The sequence below is a fragment of the Xanthobacter agilis genome (assembly GCF_021730435.1).
Lineage (GTDB): Bacteria > Pseudomonadota > Alphaproteobacteria > Rhizobiales > Xanthobacteraceae > Xanthobacter > Xanthobacter agilis.
The window spans coordinates 208202-223700 of record NZ_JABWGX010000006.1; the positions used below are offsets into that span (position 1 = coordinate 208202).

General features: G+C 67.8%; 11 protein-coding genes and 2 pseudogenes. 5 read left to right on the plus strand and 8 right to left on the minus strand.

Going from position 1 to position 15499, the window contains the following annotated elements:
- Positions 1 to 2: 2 nt before the first annotated feature.
- A pseudogene (locus HUW53_RS06460) lies at positions 3 to 847 on the minus strand (helix-turn-helix domain-containing protein).
- Positions 848 to 1302: 455 nt separating this feature from the next.
- Between HUW53_RS06460 and HUW53_RS06465 the strand changes: the two are divergent.
- From HUW53_RS06465 to HUW53_RS06475, 3 genes and pseudogenes are all read left to right on the plus strand, one after another.
- Positions 1303 to 2551: pseudogene (locus HUW53_RS06465) on the plus strand (ABC transporter transmembrane domain-containing protein); the annotation flags it as partial.
- A gap of 250 nt (positions 2552 to 2801) precedes the next feature.
- Positions 2802 to 3071: a glycine zipper domain-containing protein gene (locus HUW53_RS06470; RefSeq protein ID WP_237344930.1), complete on the plus strand. Its 270-nt coding sequence runs from the start codon at positions 2802 to 2804 to the stop codon at positions 3069 to 3071.
- A 242-nt stretch (positions 3072 to 3313) separates the two neighbouring features.
- Positions 3314 to 3595, plus strand: coding sequence for a hypothetical protein (locus HUW53_RS06475; protein WP_237344931.1), 282 nt, complete (start codon positions 3314 to 3316; stop codon positions 3593 to 3595).
- A gap of 33 nt (positions 3596 to 3628) precedes the next feature.
- Here the strand turns inward: HUW53_RS06475 and HUW53_RS06480 are convergent, their stop codons facing one another.
- Positions 3629 to 3994 carry a hypothetical protein gene (locus tag HUW53_RS06480; protein WP_237344932.1) on the minus strand — a complete coding sequence of 122 codons (366 nt, stop codon included), beginning with the start codon at positions 3992 to 3994 and terminating at the stop codon, positions 3629 to 3631.
- Positions 3995 to 4317: 323 nt separating this feature from the next.
- On the opposite strand from HUW53_RS06480, the gene HUW53_RS06485 reads away from it, so the two are divergent.
- Positions 4318 to 5412: an extensin-like domain-containing protein gene (locus tag HUW53_RS06485; protein WP_237344933.1), complete on the plus strand. Its 1095-nt coding sequence runs from the start codon at positions 4318 to 4320 to the stop codon at positions 5410 to 5412.
- Positions 5413 to 6010: 598 nt separating this feature from the next.
- Positions 6011 to 7537 (plus strand): succinate CoA transferase, encoded by a 1527-nt coding sequence (locus HUW53_RS06490; RefSeq protein WP_237344934.1) that lies wholly within the window; start codon positions 6011 to 6013, stop codon positions 7535 to 7537.
- A gap of 221 nt (positions 7538 to 7758) precedes the next feature.
- Here HUW53_RS06490 and rpe read toward each other — a convergent pair whose 3' ends face one another.
- The 6 genes from rpe to cbbX form a co-directional block, all read right to left on the minus strand.
- Positions 7759 to 8490 carry a ribulose-phosphate 3-epimerase gene (rpe, locus tag HUW53_RS06495; RefSeq protein ID WP_272903862.1) on the minus strand — a complete coding sequence of 244 codons (732 nt, stop codon included), beginning with the start codon at positions 8488 to 8490 and terminating at the stop codon, positions 7759 to 7761.
- 123 nt (positions 8491 to 8613) lie between these two features.
- The gene (gene fba / locus HUW53_RS06500) at positions 8614 to 9678 is read right to left on the minus strand and encodes a class II fructose-bisphosphate aldolase (RefSeq protein WP_237344935.1); all 1065 of its coding nucleotides are present in this window, start codon (positions 9676 to 9678) and stop codon (positions 8614 to 8616) included.
- A gap of 225 nt (positions 9679 to 9903) precedes the next feature.
- Entirely contained in the window at positions 9904 to 11961 is a 2058-nt protein-coding gene (tkt, locus tag HUW53_RS06505) for a transketolase (protein WP_272903865.1), read from the minus strand.
- A gap of 429 nt (positions 11962 to 12390) precedes the next feature.
- Positions 12391 to 13266: a phosphoribulokinase gene (locus HUW53_RS06510; RefSeq protein ID WP_237344936.1), complete on the minus strand. Its 876-nt coding sequence runs from the start codon at positions 13264 to 13266 to the stop codon at positions 12391 to 12393.
- A gap of 19 nt (positions 13267 to 13285) precedes the next feature.
- Positions 13286 to 14365 (minus strand): class 1 fructose-bisphosphatase, encoded by a 1080-nt coding sequence (locus HUW53_RS06515; protein ID WP_237344937.1) that lies wholly within the window; start codon positions 14363 to 14365, stop codon positions 13286 to 13288.
- A gap of 85 nt (positions 14366 to 14450) precedes the next feature.
- Complete coding sequence (gene cbbX / locus HUW53_RS06520; protein ID WP_237344938.1) at positions 14451 to 15401, minus strand: CbbX protein; 951 nt, start codon at positions 15399 to 15401, stop codon at positions 14451 to 14453.
- Between the last annotated feature and the right edge of the window lie 98 nt (positions 15402 to 15499).

A 15499-nucleotide genomic window follows, 5' to 3' on the forward strand; every position in this document is an offset into this window, starting at 1 on the left:
TGTCACGCGCGGTGGGCGCGCCGCCAGGCGGCGGGGGTGAGGCCGCAGAAGCGGCGGAAGGTGCGGGTGAAGTGGGCCTGGTCGGCGAAGCCCGCGGCGACCGCCACCTGCGGCAGCGGCAGGCCGGGATCGGCCAGCAGGTGCTCCACTTTCCGCATCCGCGCCCGCATGTGCCGTTGGTCGGGCGGCAGGCCGGTGGCGGCCTTGAAGGCGTGGCTGAAATAGGATTGCGACAGGTCGGTGAGGTCCGCCAGTTCCTGCAGCCGGATGTTGCGCAGGCAATTGTCCTCGATGAACGCGGTGACCCGCTTGAGCTGCCGGTCCGAGAGGGTCGAGCGGCGGTTCGCGGGCGTGCGGGCAAGCTGCATCAGATCGATGAAGAGGGATAGCACCAGCCCATCCCCATGAAGGTCGTGGCGGACGTCGGGCGCGGTGCATTCCTCGGCAATCAGGCGGGCGAGGGCGTGCATGCGCTCGTCCATGAAGCCGAGCCGGGGCATCTCCAGGCGGCTGGTGTCAAGGGTCTCGCCGATGCGCTCGGACAAGGTCGCCACGTCGAAATGCAGATCCAGGTGCCGCAGCTCCCCGGCGGCCTCGATGCGCGACCACAGGGGCATGTCGGCCGGCACGAAGCTCATGTGCACCGGCGCGCGGCAGGGGCGGCCAGCTGAACCTGCGTCGTCCCGCGCTCGCGATCGAGCACCACGAACAGCCGGGCATCGCGCGAGATGTATTCCCCGCGCGCGCCGGCGGCGCACTGGACGTGCCAGACATCGGCCACCACGCCGTTCCAGCGGCGCCAGCGCAGGTCATCGAGGAGTGTGATGCCCTCAATGGAAGAGGTCATGCGCGGTTGGAACGCCGTGCTGCTCGGGTCTCTCCTGTCGTCCGCCGCTCCGGCTCCGTGATGGCGCGCGTTCCGGCGGGTCGGAACCGGGTCTGCCGCGAGCGCCGGTCCGATCGCCGGGAGGATGCCGGCGCAGTCGATCGTCTTGAATTCCTATGAAGTGTCGCGCGGCAGCCGTGATTTGGCTTCCGGTCTGCTACGCAGCGCAATATCAGGACATAAATCGTCAAAGCTCAAGATAAATGGACAATCCGCACGTACACGCCATCGCTATCAGAGCTCCTCGTCGCCGCCGGTGGGCGGACCGCTCGACCCGCGCGCGGAGCCCGCCTCTTCGACCGGAGGCGCGACCCGCCGGCGGCCTTCACACGACACGCCGCTCCATCGCGGCGCATGGGCGCGGCGGCCATGCGGGCATGGCGGCGCGCGACGGAAAGAGCAATCGCGACATGAGCATCCTGCACCAGTTCTTCACCTTTTACGCCCCGTACAAAGGGCTGTTCCTGCTGGATTTCTCCTGCGCCATCGTGTCCGGCCTGCTGGAGCTCTCCTTTCCCATGGCGGTGGCGGTGTTCGTGGACCATCTGCTGCCGCCCCGGGACTGGAGCCTGATCGTGCTCGCGGCGCTGGGGCTTCTGGGCATCTATGTGGTCAACACCGGTTTGATGGCGGTGGTGACCTATTGGGGGCACATGCTCGGCATCAACATCGAGACCGATATGCGCCGGCGCGCCTTCGACCATGTGCAGAAGCTCTCGTTCTCCTATTTCGACAGCCACAGGACCGGCCATCTGGTGGGCCGCCTCACCACCAATCTGGAAGAGGTGGGGGAGATCGCCCACCATGGGCCGGAAGACGTGTTCCTGGCGGTGATGACCTTCATCGGCGCGTTCGTGCTGATGCTCACGGTGAATGTGCCGCTGGCCCTCATCACCGGCGCCATCGTGCCCCTGGTGGCCTTCGCCACCACCCACTACGGGCGCGAGATGACATAGAACTTCCACGACCTGTTCGGCCGGGTGGGCGCCTTCAATGCCCGCATCGCGGAGAATGTGGGCGGCATCCGCGTGGTCCAGGCGTTCGCCAACGAGGATGACGAACGGGCCCTGTTCGAGGAGGCCAATGCGGGCTACCGCGGCACCAAGCTCGCCGCATACCGCCTGATGGCGGCCAACATGTCGCTGGGTTACCTGGGCATGCGCCTGACGCAGGTGGTGGTGATGCTGGCGGGCACCTGGTTCGTGATCCGGGGGGGAATTGTCCAACGGCGGCTTCGTGTCGTTCCTGCTGCTGGTGTTCTTCCGGCCGCTGGAGAAGATCGCGGCGGTGGTGGAGATCTATCCCAAGGGCATCGCCGGTTTCCGCTCCTATCTCGATTTCCTTGAGACGCGGCCCGATGTGGTCGACCGGCAAGATGCCCACGAGCTTGATGCCCGCGAGCTTGGTGCCGGCGATCCGGGTGCCGGCCCGGCCCCGGTGCGGGGGGAAATCCGCTATGAGGGCGTGAGCTTTGGCTATGCGCCCGGTCGGCCGGTGCTGAAGCATCTGTCGCTGCAGATCGCGGCCGGGGAGACGGTGGCCTTCGTCGGGCCGTCGGGGGCGGGCAAAACCACCGTGTGTGCGCTGCTGCCGCGTTTCTACGACGTGGGCGAAGGTCGGATCACCATCGACGGCACGGATATCCGGGATGTCACACTCGCCTCGTCCAGCCGGCGCGGTGCCTGAGCGGGGTACGGCGCGGCGGCGTGGGCATCGTCGCGGCTTGGCCGAAGGTGACAGATATTGGCCGGATCGCGCGAGGATGTGCTATATGCCGCAACGTCGAACCCTGTGTTCTCCTGTGGGCGCTCACCTTCGCCCCGTGGGCGCCGCGGAGCCCGAACAGCGGGGCATCGGACGGGTTAGGCTGGATATTTTGCCGCCTGGGGGCGGGATGTGCTGAAGGGAGAAGACAATGAAAGCGGCTCTCATCGTTGGCGCCATGGCGCTGGCTCTCGCTGGGTGCAGTGAGTATTCCCGTCAGGATCGCGCCGTGGGCGGCGCCCTGATCGGTGGCGGCGCGGGCGCCGCGATCGGCGCCGCTGCGACCGGCACCGGCACGGGCGCCCTGGTGGGCGGCCTCATCGGTGCCGGCACCGGCGCCATCATCGGCGCCGAGACCACCCCGAAGGCCTGCTGGGCGCGGGATGCCTACGGCAACAGCTATCGCGTGCAGTGCCGCTGATTCCTCCGCTCGGGCGCTGACCCGAGCCGTGACGGGATCGGTAGATGCGATGCAGAAGGGCGCTCCCGGGAGCGCCCTTTTTTTTGCCGGAGCGGTGGCCGGCGCTGTCCGTTTTCACAGGGCTTCGGCTTCGGGCGACGCAGACCGTCGCCGCGCAGCCTCACGCCGTCGTGAGATCGCCGCGCCGGGAACCGGCTTCGACCTGGTGCGTTGTGTTCGCGATGACGAGGATGGAGGACGGCATGAAAGAGATGCAGTCGACGAAGGAACGGCCTTTGCCGTCAGCGTGCGAGCCTCTCCCCGGGTATGACATCCTGGAATTCTCTCCGCAGGAATGCGTGCGCGATTTTCCCAGTCGCATGGTCCGTCGTGCCAAGGTGCGCATGGCGGATGAGGAGCGCGCGCTGCTGCGCCGCGTTATGGCCGAATTTTCGGCGCCCAACACGGTTCGGCAGGGGACAGATGAGTCCTCTTCCGAAGAGCCACCGGTCGGGGACGGCTCCAGCCGCCTCTATCGGGATTGAGCCTGTGGTGCAGCCTGCGCGACGGCGGGGATGTCATGAAAGATACGGCAAGACGCGCAGGGATGCTGCGGAATTCCCCCATATTGAAACGTGGGAAAGCGGATGCCACACGAAGGTGGCTTCGCGTGCAGAGCGGTCCGAGATGATCGGAACCGCAGTTGAAGTTGCCATGCGGCGGTGCATCAATCGGCTCGTGGTGTGGCCGGTGACGTGGCCGGTGACGTGGCCCGTGACGTGGCCCGTGATGTGATGGCCTAATTCCCCATGACCCGACAGGATCAGAAAGAGACCGGCGGCATGCGCATTCCTCATCGACGCGACATCTCCGCGCGGCAGGATTTGCTGGGTCGGGAGCTGCGGCAGCTCTTCGAGGACTTTGTTCAGGAAGACGTTCCGCACGAGTTGCAGAATTTAGCACTACAACTCCAAATAGCAATGGCGGAATCGCCGCCGGGAGCGCAAGCGGTGACGCCGGTTGTGGATGACGCCCCGCCTGCGCCCGTTACAGAGCCCGTTGCGCCGCAGTCGCCTGATGCTGCGCCGGCGGTTCCCACAAGGGTCGGCGCATCCGCCCGGAGGTGATGCTTCTTCAGCGGTGATGTCCGCCGGGGGGCTGGCTTGGTGCGGCCGGAGCCCAAAAGGCACCTGGAAACCGGCGGTGGCCGCAAAAATCTCACCCGTCTTAACTTCTCCGCAAGAGCGGGTCCGCCAGTGTTCCGCCCATGATGCGCGGCGGTTATTGGTATCTCGTTGCTCCGCTCGTCGGTGCCCTGCTCCTCACCGGATGTCGTTTCGGCGACAGCGGGCGGGATCCCTGGCGCGTCGAGGCTGAAGAGCAGTGCTTGGCGGAGAAGGGCGTGGTGCCTTCCGCCTTCATGGAACCGTTGTCGGCGATCAGCGGCGATGGTGGATGTGGCATGGAATATCCCTTCCGTGTCCATGCCTTCGCCGAAGGCAACGTGGTGGTCGAGCCATCGGCGCGGCTGGCCTGCCCCGTCATCCGCGAGCTCGACGCCTGGGTGCAGGCGGTGGTGGAGCCGGCCGCCGAGGCGTGGCTGGGGCAGCCGGTGGTGGCCATCCGCCAGATGTCCTCTTATTCCTGCCGCACCATGAACGGGCAGGCGGGCGCCAAGATCTCCGAGCATGCCTTCGGCAACGCCCTCGACATCGGGGCCTTCCGCACCGCCGACGGGCAGTGGATCACCGTCAAGAACGGCTGGAAGGGCACGCCGGAGGAGCGTGGCTTTCTGCTCCAGGTGCAGGCGGGGGCGTGCGAGCGCTTCACCACCGTGCTCGCGCCCGGCTCCAACATTTTCCATTACGACCACATCCATGTGGACCTGATGCGGCACGCCAAGGGGCGCACCATCTGCAAGCCCGCGCCCAAGCCCATGCCGGCCCCGGCCATGGCGACCATTCAGCCGCCGCCGGCCCTGCCGCAGGTCCGGGAACCGCCGCAAGTCCAGGAGCCGCCCCCGCAGGCCATGGCGCCGGAGCCGATTCCCGAGCGGCCGCAAATGCTGGCGCCGCAGCCGGTTCAGGCGCCGGTCGAGCAGGAACCGTTGCCGCCGCCGGCGCCGCTGCCGGCGCAAGCCGCGCCGAGCCGCGCCCCGGCCCCCCGTCCGGGCCCGAACCAGTTGCCCCCCGGCTGGCAGGTGGGACCGGAGGGCATACGCCAGCCCGGACCCATGTCCTATGTGCCGGGCAAGGGTGGGACCGACGTGACCGGCTCGATCCCCAAGCGCAAATATTACTCGGCGTCGAACCCGCAACCGTCCACCATTCCGCTGCCGCGCGCCCAGGCGGGCGAGGACTGAGGCGGGCGACGACTTGAGCGGCCTCCGGATCGGGGGCCTTCACAAGCACCCCGGCCGGTCGGCCTCCCCTGGCGATGGGGAGCCCCCAGGGGGGCAGGTATGCCGGACCCTGTTGGGGCGCGGGGCGCCATTCTTCCGCTGCTCGGGGGCGGTGATCGCGGCCGCGCGGCGGGTGTGGTGCCCGCGCCGGCGGGAATGCCATCCGTCGAAAGGCTCCGGGCCGTGACCGACGGCGGGCCGCCGTCACTATTGCGGACGCTGGGGAATCAGCCCCATCCGCCGGCCCCGGAGCCGGCCAGGCCGACACCAGCGTCCCGCGGGATACAGGTGGATGCGCACTCAGCGCAAAGCGCCCTTGCGCTGAGTGCGGGGCTGGACCACCGAATTGATGCGCATGTCCGCGTGCCGCGCGCCGAAAGAGTGGCATATGGCAAGGCTTTGCGCTTTCGTGATCGCGCTGGGCGCGACACTTTGGGCTTGTCGGTTTTCATCAGCGCGTGAAGGGCGTATTGCCTTTAGTTGAATTCCGAGGAAGCCGTCGTGCTGGCTATGCGCGACAGGGAAAAGTGTTTGAGGAAACCCTCGGGGGAACGCCGCCATGCCTCAAGACCGTATTCGCCTCGCCTCCCTGCGTGACAAAATCGTGTCCGCCGACGAGGCCGCCAGCCATATCAAGGACGGGATGATCGTCGGCATGAGCGGGTTCACCCGCGCCGGCGAGGCCAAGGCCGTGCCGATGGCGCTGGCCGCCCACGCCAAGCAGGCCCACGCCAAGGGCGAGCCGCTCAAGATCACGCTCATCACCGGCGCCTCGCTGGGCAACGACCTCGACAAGCAGATGGCGGAAGCCCACCTGCTGTCGCGCCGCATTCCGTTCCAGTCCGATCCGGCGCTGCGCAAGGCGATCAACTCCGGCGAAGTGATGTTCGTCGATCAGCACCTCTCGGAGACGGTGGAGCACCTGCGCACCCATCAGCTCGGGCCGATCGACGTGGCCGTGATCGAGGCGGTGGGCATCACCGCGTCGGGCGGCATCGTGCCGACCACCTCGGTGGGTAATTCGGCCACCTTCGCGATCCTGGCCGAGAAGGTCATCATCGAGATCAACCTGACCCAGCCGTCCGAGCTGGAAGGCCTGCACGACATCTACATTCCCACCCGCCGGCCGTTCCGCGAGCCGATTCCGGTGGTGACGCCCGAAAGCCGGGTGGGCCTGCCCTTCATCCCGGTGCCGCCGGAGAAGATCGCCGCCATCGTCATCACCGAGAAGCTGGATTCGGCCTCGAACGTGCTGCCGCCCGACCATGAGACGGCGGCCATCGCCTCCCATCTCATGGAGTTCCTGAAGCACGAAGTGAAGATCGGGCGGCTGACAGAGCGCCTGCAGCCGCTCCAGGCGGGCATCGGCACCATCGCCAACGCGGTCATGCACGGCTTCATCGAAAGCCCGTTCCACGACCTCACCATGTATTCCGAGGTGCTTCAGGATTCGACCTTCGATCTGTTCGATGCCGGAAAGCTCAATTTCGCATCGGGTTCGTCCATCACCTTGTCGAAGGGCAAGCATGACCAGGTGATGCCCCACATCACCGACTACAAGTCGCGGCTCATCCTGCGCCCGCAGGAAATCTCCAACCATCCGGAGATCATCCGTCGCCTCGGCATCATCGGCATCAACACGGCGCTCGAGTTCGACATTTATGGCAATGTGAACTCCACCCATGTGGGCGGCACCCACATGATGAACGGCATCGGCGGCTCGGGCGATTTCGCCCGCAATGCCTATCTCTCGGTGTTCGTCACCAAGTCCATCGCCAAGGGCGGCGCGCTGTCGTCGGTGGTGCCCATGGTGAGCCATGTGGACCACACCGAGCACGACGTGGATATTCTCGTGACCGAAGTGGGCCTCGCCGATCTGCGCGAGCTGGCGCCGCGCGAGCGGGCGCGCGTCGTCATCGACAATTGCGTGCACCCCACCTTCCGGGACGAGATGGAGGATTATTTCGACCGCGCCACCGCGCGCGGCGGGCATACCCCCCACATCATCGAGGAAGCCCTCGCCTGGCATGTGCGGGCGCGCGAGACCGGCTCGATGCATGCCAAGGCCGAGCGCAAGATCGCCTGAGGGCGAGATCTCCTGCGGGTAAGATCGCTCGGGTGGCGCGTCCGCAATGAAAAAGCCCTCTCCCCGTGGGGGAGAGGGCCGCCCGGCCGCCTACGGAGAGAGCGACGGCCGGACATTTGAAAAGCTGAAGGCAAGGCGCGATCGCGTCGGGGCTTTGGTCAAGCCCGCGCGGCGCCTGAGCGACCCCACTCGGCACCGGTCAAAGACCGGTGCCGATGGTGTCATGCGGCCGCGGCGGATCCGGTGGCGGCCGCGATTTCGCCCATCATGGCGGTGATGGTGGCGCCATAGTCTTTGGCACCGAAGATGGCGCTGCCGGCCACGAACGTGTCGGCGCCAGCCGCCGCGATGGCGCCGATGTTATCCACCTTCACGCCGCCGTCGATCTCGAGGCGAATGTCGCGCCCCGAGGCGTCGATGCGTTCGCGGATCGCCTTCAGCTTGTCGAGCGCGTGGGGAATGAAGGCCTGTCCGCCGAAGCCGGGGTTGACCGACATCACCAGCACCAGGTCGAGGGCGTCCAGCGTGTAGTCGAGCACGGAGAGGGGGGTGGCCGGATTCAGCACCAGGCCCGCCTGCACGCCCTTCGAGCGGATGAGCTGGAGCGAGCGGTCCACATGTTCGCTGGCCTCCGGATGGAACGAGATGAGGTCGGCGCCGGCGCCGGCGAAGGCCTCGATCATGCCATCCACCGGCTTCACCATCAGATGCACGTCGATGAAGGCGTCGGTCACCCTGCGCAGGGACTGGAGCACCAGCGGCCCGATGGTGAGGTTGGGCACGTAATGGTTGTCCATCACGTCGAAATGGATCCATTCGGCGCCGCCGGCAAGCACGGCCTCCACTTCCGCGCCGAGGCGGGCGAAATCCGCCGACAGGATGGACGGGGCGATGACGGGATGGGCGCGGGCCATGGCTCTCTCCGGGCTGGTCGTCTGATGATGCGTGTTCATGGCCGTTCGCCGGCCGGGCCTCGGCGCCAGCTCAACGCCGCGTGCGGGGCCGCAGCGGCCGAAGGGGAGCGGGGAGCCCGGCGCATCGGTCCGGGTTCCCCTTCCATGCTGGGCTGAAGCGGCTCAGTGCACGGTCTGGGCAAGGCTGCCCGAGGCGTAGCGCTTGGCCATGTCGTCGAGCTCGATGGGCCGGATCTTCTCCGCCTGACCTGCCGAGCCGAACGCCTCGAACCGCGAGATGCACACCTTCTTCGCCTCTTCCATGGCGGCGATGAGGAACTTGCGCGGGTCGAACTCGGAGGGGTTCTTCGCCGCGACGCGGCGCATGGCGGCGGTCATGGCGAGGCGGATGTCGGTGTCGATATTCACCTTGCGCACGCCGTAGCGGATGCCTTCCTGGATCTCCTCCACCGGCACGCCGTAGGTTTCCTTGATGTCGCCGCCATAGGCGCGGATCTCTTCCAGGAGTTCCTGCGGCACCGAGGACGAGCCGTGCATCACCAGGTGCGTGGTGGGAATGCGCTGGTGGATGGCCTTCACCCGATCGATGGCGAGAATGTCGCCGGTGGGCTTGCGGCTGAACTTATAGGCGCCGTGCGAGGTGCCGATGGCGATGGCGAGCGCATCGCACTGGGTCGCCTTCACGAACTGGGCGGCTTCGTCGGGGTCGGTGAGGAGGCTGGAGTGGTCGAGGGTGCCCTCGGCGCCGTGGCCGTCCTCGGCTTCGCCCTTGCCGGTCTCCAGCGAGCCCAGGCAGCCGAGCTCGCCTTCCACCGACACGCCCACAGCATGGGCGAATTCCACCACCTTGGCGGTGACGGCGGCGTTATAGCCGTAATCGGCCGGGGTCTTGCCGTCTTCCTTGAGCGAACCGTCCATCATCACCGAGGAGAAGCCGGACTTGATGGCGGCCAGGCACACGGCGGGCGAGGCGCCATGGTCCTGGTGCATCACCACCGGGATCTCGGGATAGGCTTCCACCGCCGCGGCGATGAGGTGGCGCAGGAACGGTTCGCCGGCATATTTGCGGGCACCGGCGGAGCCTTGGAGGATCACCGGCGAGCGTGTGGCGCGGGCGGCCTCCATGATGGCCTTCACCTGCTCCATGTTGTTCACGTTAAAGGCCGGAAGGCCATAGGCATGCTCTGCTGCGTGGTCGAGCAGCTGCCGCATGGACACGAGGGCCATAGTCCTCTCCTTTGGGTCGAATCGCGACGCGATACTACGAGGTGCTTGTACATGGTCCCAGGGCGGCGGTCGCCGCCACAGGGGCATCCGGCGGCGGTCGCCGCCACAGGGGCATCCGGCGGCGGTCGCCGCCACAGGGGCATCCAGCGGCGGTCACCGCCACATGGTTCCGAACGGCGGTCGCCGCCACATGCTCTGCGGGCGGCGGTCGCCGCCCGGTTCGCTTCAGCGGAGCGCGCGGCGGGCGGCCTCGGCGACCGCTTCGGCGGTGAAGCCGAACAGGGGCCAAAGATCCTTCTCCGGCGCGGATTCCCCGAACCGGTCGATGCCGATGGCGGTGACCCCCGCGACCGTATCGGCACCCGTGAATCCGCGCCACCCACGCGTCACACCGGCTTCGATGGTAATGATGGGCAGATCCGGCGGAAAGAGGGCCTCCCGCTGAACTTTGGTCAGTTTTTCAAAGTGCTCGCGGCAGGGCAGGGAGACCACGCGGGCGGTGATGCCCTCCTGCCGCAGCAGATCGGCGGTGGCCACCGCGAGCTTCACCTCGGAGCCGGTGGCGACCAGCACCAGCCGGGGCGCCGACACGTCCTCTCCGGTGGCCACCACATAGGCGCCTTCGGCGATGGTGTCGGCGTCGGCGACGGCATGGGGCCAGCAGGGCAGGTTCTGGCGCGAGAGGATGAGGGCGCTCGGCCCGTCCCGGCGGGTCAGGGCCGCATGCCAGGCCACCAGGGTCTCGACCGTGTCGGAGGGCCGCCAGACGTCGAGGTTGGGGATGAGGCGCAGGCTTTCCACATGCTCCACCGGCTGGTGGGTGGGGCCGTCCTCGCCGAGGCCGATGGAATCGTGGGTGAGCACATAGATCACCCGCGCGCCCATCAGCGCGCTCATGCGCATGGCGTTGCGGGCATAGTCCGAGAACACGAGGAAGGTGGCCACGAACGGGATGAAGCCGCCATGCAGGGCGATGCCGTTGGCGATGGCCGACATGCCGAACTCGCGCACGCCGTATAGCACCTGGTTGCCGGCGGGATTGCGCGTGACCGGCGTCGAGCCGGGGTAGGCGGTGAGGTTGGAATGGGCGAGGTCGGCCGACCCGCCGAGGAATTCCGGCACCACCCGGCTGAGCGCCGCCAGCGCCTGCTGGCTGGCCTTGCGGGTGGCGATGGTCTCCCGTTTCTCGATGGCGGATTCCAGCGCCGCCGTGAACGCCGGCTCGAACGCCTCGGAGAGGTCGCCGGACAGGCGGCGGCGGAATTCGCCGGCCTCCCGCGGATAGGCCCGCTCATAGGCGGCCATGCGGGCGTCCCAGGCCTGCTGCCTGGCGACGCCGGCCTTGCGGGCGTCCCACAGGGCATAGACCTCTGCGGGGATCTCGAACGGGGCGTGGGTCCACCCCATGGCGGCGCGGGTTCCGGCGATCTCATCGGCGCCCAGGGGGGCGCCGTGGGTGTCCTGGTGGCCCTGCTTGGTGGGGGCACCGCGGCCGATGACGGTCTTGCAGCAGATCAGGCTGGGCTTGCCGGTCTCGGCGAGCGCCGCCTCCAGGGCGGCGGCAATGGCCTTGGGGTCATGGCCGTCCACGGCGCGCGCCACATGCCAGCCATAGGCCTCGAACCGGGCAGGCGTGTCGTCCGGGAACCATTCCTCCACCTGGCCGTCGATGGAGATGCCGTTGTCGTCATAGAAGGCGACGAGCTTGCCGAGGCCGAGCCGTCCGGCCAGCGAGCACGCCTCGTGGCTCACCCCTTCCATCAGGCAGCCGTCGCCCAGGAACACGAAGGTGCGGTGATCGACGATGGAGAGGCCGGGCCGGTTGAACTGGGCGGCCAGCGTCTTTTCCGCGAGCGCCATGCCCACGGCATTGGCGAGGCCCTGGCCGAGCGGGCCGGTGGTGGTCTCGATGCCCGGCGTCATGCCGACCTCCGGGTGGCCGGGGGTGCGCGCATGAAGCTGGCGGAAGCGCTTCAGCTCCTCGATCGGCAGGTCGTAGCCGGTCAGGTGCAGCAACGCGTAGAGGAGCATGGAACCGTGCCCGTTGGAGAGCACGAAGCGGTCGCGGTCGGGCCAGGAGGGATCGGCGGGATTGTGCCGCAATTGCTCCCGCCACAGCACGGCGGCGATCTCCGCCATGCCGAGGGGGGCACCGGGATGTCCGGACTTCGCCTGCTCCACCGCATCCATGGCCAGCGCCCGCACCGCTGCGGTCACGGGCCAGGAGAGGGAGCCGGGGGAACGATCGGGGACGGGTTCGGTCAGCACGGCGTGCGCGGTCATGGTCTCATCTCCCTTCGCACCCCGCGCCGGTCCTGCTCCGCTAGGAGCGCCGGGCGCGGGTTTCATTGGGTGCCGTTGGACGGTTGTCGGCGATCGGCCGGTATCGGGGCGGCACCACACCCGAAGCCGGAGCCCGCTCCGGGGGGAGGGGCGTCGATGTCTTCGACCGCGAGGACCGCTCGCGGGGCAGGTCGCGGTGGAGGAAGACCGGGGGGAGGATGGCTGCCACGCGTCCTAGGGCTCATAGAACGTGCCATCCTCCCCCTGCCTCCCCCACGCGCGGGAGACCGGGGCGCGGGCAAACCTTCCCCGTGCGGCGCCGGGAGAACCGGCGCCGGGGCGGCGTCCGCGCGCATGTGTGGCCGGAGCACCGCGCGCCTTGCGGGGGTCGACCCGCCGGCCGCGTGCTTCAGCGTCGGGGTCGGGCCGTCACCCGGCCCGGCGCTTGCGATCCATCAGCTTCATGATGAGCGGGGTCAGCAGGAGCTGCATGGCGAGATCCTGCTTGTTGCCGGGAATGACGATGGAGTTTGCCCGCGACATAAAGCTGTTGTGGATCATGGAGAGCAGGTACGGAAAATCGATGCCGTGGGGGTCGCGGAAGCGGATCACCACCATGGATTCGTCCGGGGTCGGGATCCAGCGGGCGACGAACGGGTTGGAGGTGTCCACCGTGGGCACGCGCTGGAAGTTGATGTCGGTTTCCGTGAACTGGGGACAGATGTAGCGAACATAATCCGGCATGCGGCGCAGGATGGTGTCGGTCACATCTTCCGTGGAATAGCCACGGGTGGACTTGTCGCGATGGATCTTCTGGATCCATTCGAGGTTGATGACCGGGACCACCCCGATCTTCAGGTCCGCGTGCTGGGCCAGGTTCAGATCGTCGGTGACCACCGCGCCGTGCAGCCCTTCATAGAAGAGCAGGTCGGTGTTGGGCTCCACCTCCTGCCAGTCGGTGAAGCGGCCGGGCTCGGCACCGTAGAGCTTGGCCTCGCCCGCATCGTGCACATAGTGGCGGGCGCGGCCGGAGCCGGTGGCGCCATAGTCCTTGAAGAGGGTTTCAAGGTCGCCCAAAAGGTTGGTCTGAGGCGAGAAGTGGCTGAAGTGGCGATTGCCCTTGGTCGCCTCGGCGGCCATCAGCTCGCGCATTTCGAGGCGGTCGTAGCGGTGGAAGGAATCGCCCTCCACATAGGCCGCGCTCACCCCCTCGCGGCGGAAGATCTGCTCGAAGGTACGCTTGACCGAGGTCGTGCCCGCGCCCGACGAGCCGGTGACGACGATGATGGGATGCTTGACCGACATTTTGAGCCCCGCCGGAAAATCAGATGAACAGGCCGCGCCGCGCGAACAGGGGAGAGCGCTCGCCATGGCCGGCGGGCGCGAGGTGGTAGCGCGCGACGCGACCGACCTCGTCCTTGGCGCCGAACACGAACGGCACGCGCTGGTGCAGGGCGTTGGCGGTGAGGTCGAGGATGGCGGCACACCCGTCGGTGGCGGCGCCACCGGCCTGTTCCATCAGGAAGGCGACGGGGAAGGCCTCGTAGATCAGCCGCAGGCGGCCCTGGTGGTAGCCCTTCCGGCTGTCGCCGGGGTAAAGATAGATGCCGCCGCGGCGGAAGATGCGGTGGGCGTCGGCCACCATGGAGGCGACCCAGCGCATGTTGAAGTCGCGCTCGCGCGCGCCGGTCTTGCCGGCGAGGCAGTCATCCACATAGCCGCGCACGGGCTCGTCCCAATGGTGGTAGTTCGACATGTTGATGGCGAACTCCGGCGTGCCCTCCTTCACGCTCACCTGCGCATCGGCGAGGCGGAAGGTGCCCGCGCGGTCGAGGGCGAAGTGCCAGGTGCCGGCGCCGACGGTGAGCATCAGCGCCACATGGGGCCCGTAGATGACATAGCCGGCGGCGAGCTGATCGCGCCCGCCCTGGAAGAAGGCGACCGGGTCGGCGGCGTTGGCGCCCTCGGGACGGCGGAACACGGCGAAGATGGTGCCCACCGAGATGTCGGTGTCGATGTTGGACGAGCCGTCGAGGGGGTCGATGGCCACCAGCAGCGGCCCATCGGCGGCGAGCAGCACCGGCGCTTCGTTCTCCTCGGACGCCACGGCGGCGACGGGGGCCTCGGCGAGGGCGCCGATGATGAGGTCGTTGGCGATCACGTCGAGCGCCTTCTGTCCCTCGCCGGCTTCGCCGGAGGACAGGGTGGCCGCGAAATCGCCGCCGAGCGGGCCTTCCGCGATCTTCGCGGCGAGCGCGATGGCGCCCTTGGCCAAAGCGTTGACGGTGTGGGCCACCTGCTGGCGCGCGCTGTCCGCGCCCGCCCACGCGTCGAGCGTGTCGGAAAGGGTCAGACCTGCGGCGGCAGGGGTGGCGGTGGACTGCCCCGCTTGAGGCTCCAACATGACGTTCGTCTCCCTAAAGGGTCGTTGCCCTGCGGCCCGTTCGGCGGGCCGTCTCGTGTCTTTGATGAAATATCGAACTTTGCTCCTACGCGGTAGCGTCGGCGCGCGGCGCGTCGATCCCACCGGAGAAGACGCGGCTGGCGCGCACATCCGCTTCGGTGAGGGTTTCCAGGGCCTCGCGGTCGGCGAGGCCGCCGGCGTCGAACAGGCGCAGCGACTGGCGCAGCCGCATGCGGTCGAGGGCGTTGCGGATGGAGCGGGCGTTGGCGAAATTGGGCTGGCCGCGCCGCGCCGTCACGTATTCCACGAGCGCCTTGTCGGCCTCGGGGCTGAACCGGTAGTCGGCGGCATCGGCCATGGTTCTGGCGATCGCCACCAGCTCGTCATCTTCGTAATCGGGGAAGTCGATGTGGTGGGCGATGCGGGAGCGGAAGCCGGGATTGCTCTCGAAGAAGCGATCCATGCGGTCCTTGTAGCCGGCGAGGATCACCACCAGGTCGTCGCGCTGGTTTTCCATCACCTGCAGCAGGATCTCGATGGCCTCCTGCCCGTAATCGCGCTCGTTCTCCGGGCGGTAGAGGTAATAGGCCTCGTCGATGAACAGCACGCCACCCATGGCTTTCTTCAGGATTTCCTTGGTCTTGGGCGCGGTGTGGCCGATGTATTGGCCAACCAGGTCATCGCGTGTCACAGAGACCAGGTGACCCCGCCGCACATAGCCGAGCCGGTGGAGGATCTGCGCCATCTTGAGCGCGACCGTGGTCTTGCCGGTGCCGGGATTGCCGGTGAATGCCATGTGCAGGGTCGGCGCGCCGGCGGTCAGGCCCAGCGTCTCGCGGGCGCGGCCGATGACGAGATGCGCGGCGATCTCGCGGATGCGGCGCTTGACCGGCTTCAGGCCGATCAGTTCGGCTTCGAGGTCGGCCAGGAACTCGGGGACCTCGCTGTCGGAAAAGAGAGCACCGAGGTCGAGCTTGCCGTCGGCGTCCCTCGCCGGCAACGCGGCGGTCGGGGCGGAGAGGGTTGCGTCAAGCATGGGCTCGATCCTCGGCTAAGTTGCGCGGTGGGAACTGCCGCGCTGGTGAAGCGGTGGAGGTGAAGCTGTGGGCCGCCCGCGACGGCAGACATGACGCG

Coding starts and splice junctions, on each gene's coding strand:
- fba (WP_237344935.1), bottom strand. CDS start 9,678: ATGGCCCTCGTGTCCATGCGGCAGCTGCTCGACCACGCAGCAGAGCAT.
- tkt (WP_272903865.1), bottom strand. CDS start 11,961: ATGACCGCGCACGCCGTGCTGACCGAACCCGTCCCCGATCGTTCCCCC.
- cbbX (WP_237344938.1), bottom strand. CDS start 15,401: ATGCTTGACGCAACCCTCTCCGCCCCGACCGCCGCGTTGCCGGCGAGG.
- rpe (WP_272903862.1), bottom strand. CDS start 8,490: ATGAACACGCATCATCAGACGACCAGCCCGGAGAGAGCCATGGCCCGC.
- HUW53_RS06490 (WP_237344934.1), top strand. CDS start 6,011: ATGCCTCAAGACCGTATTCGCCTCGCCTCCCTGCGTGACAAAATCGTG.
- HUW53_RS06515 (WP_237344937.1), bottom strand. CDS start 14,365: ATGTTGGAGCCTCAAGCGGGGCAGTCCACCGCCACCCCTGCCGCCGCA.
- HUW53_RS06485 (WP_237344933.1), top strand. CDS start 4,318: ATGATGCGCGGCGGTTATTGGTATCTCGTTGCTCCGCTCGTCGGTGCC.
- HUW53_RS06470 (WP_237344930.1), top strand. CDS start 2,802: ATGAAAGCGGCTCTCATCGTTGGCGCCATGGCGCTGGCTCTCGCTGGG.
- HUW53_RS06475 (WP_237344931.1), top strand. CDS start 3,314: ATGAAAGAGATGCAGTCGACGAAGGAACGGCCTTTGCCGTCAGCGTGC.
- HUW53_RS06510 (WP_237344936.1), bottom strand. CDS start 13,266: ATGTCGGTCAAGCATCCCATCATCGTCGTCACCGGCTCGTCGGGCGCG.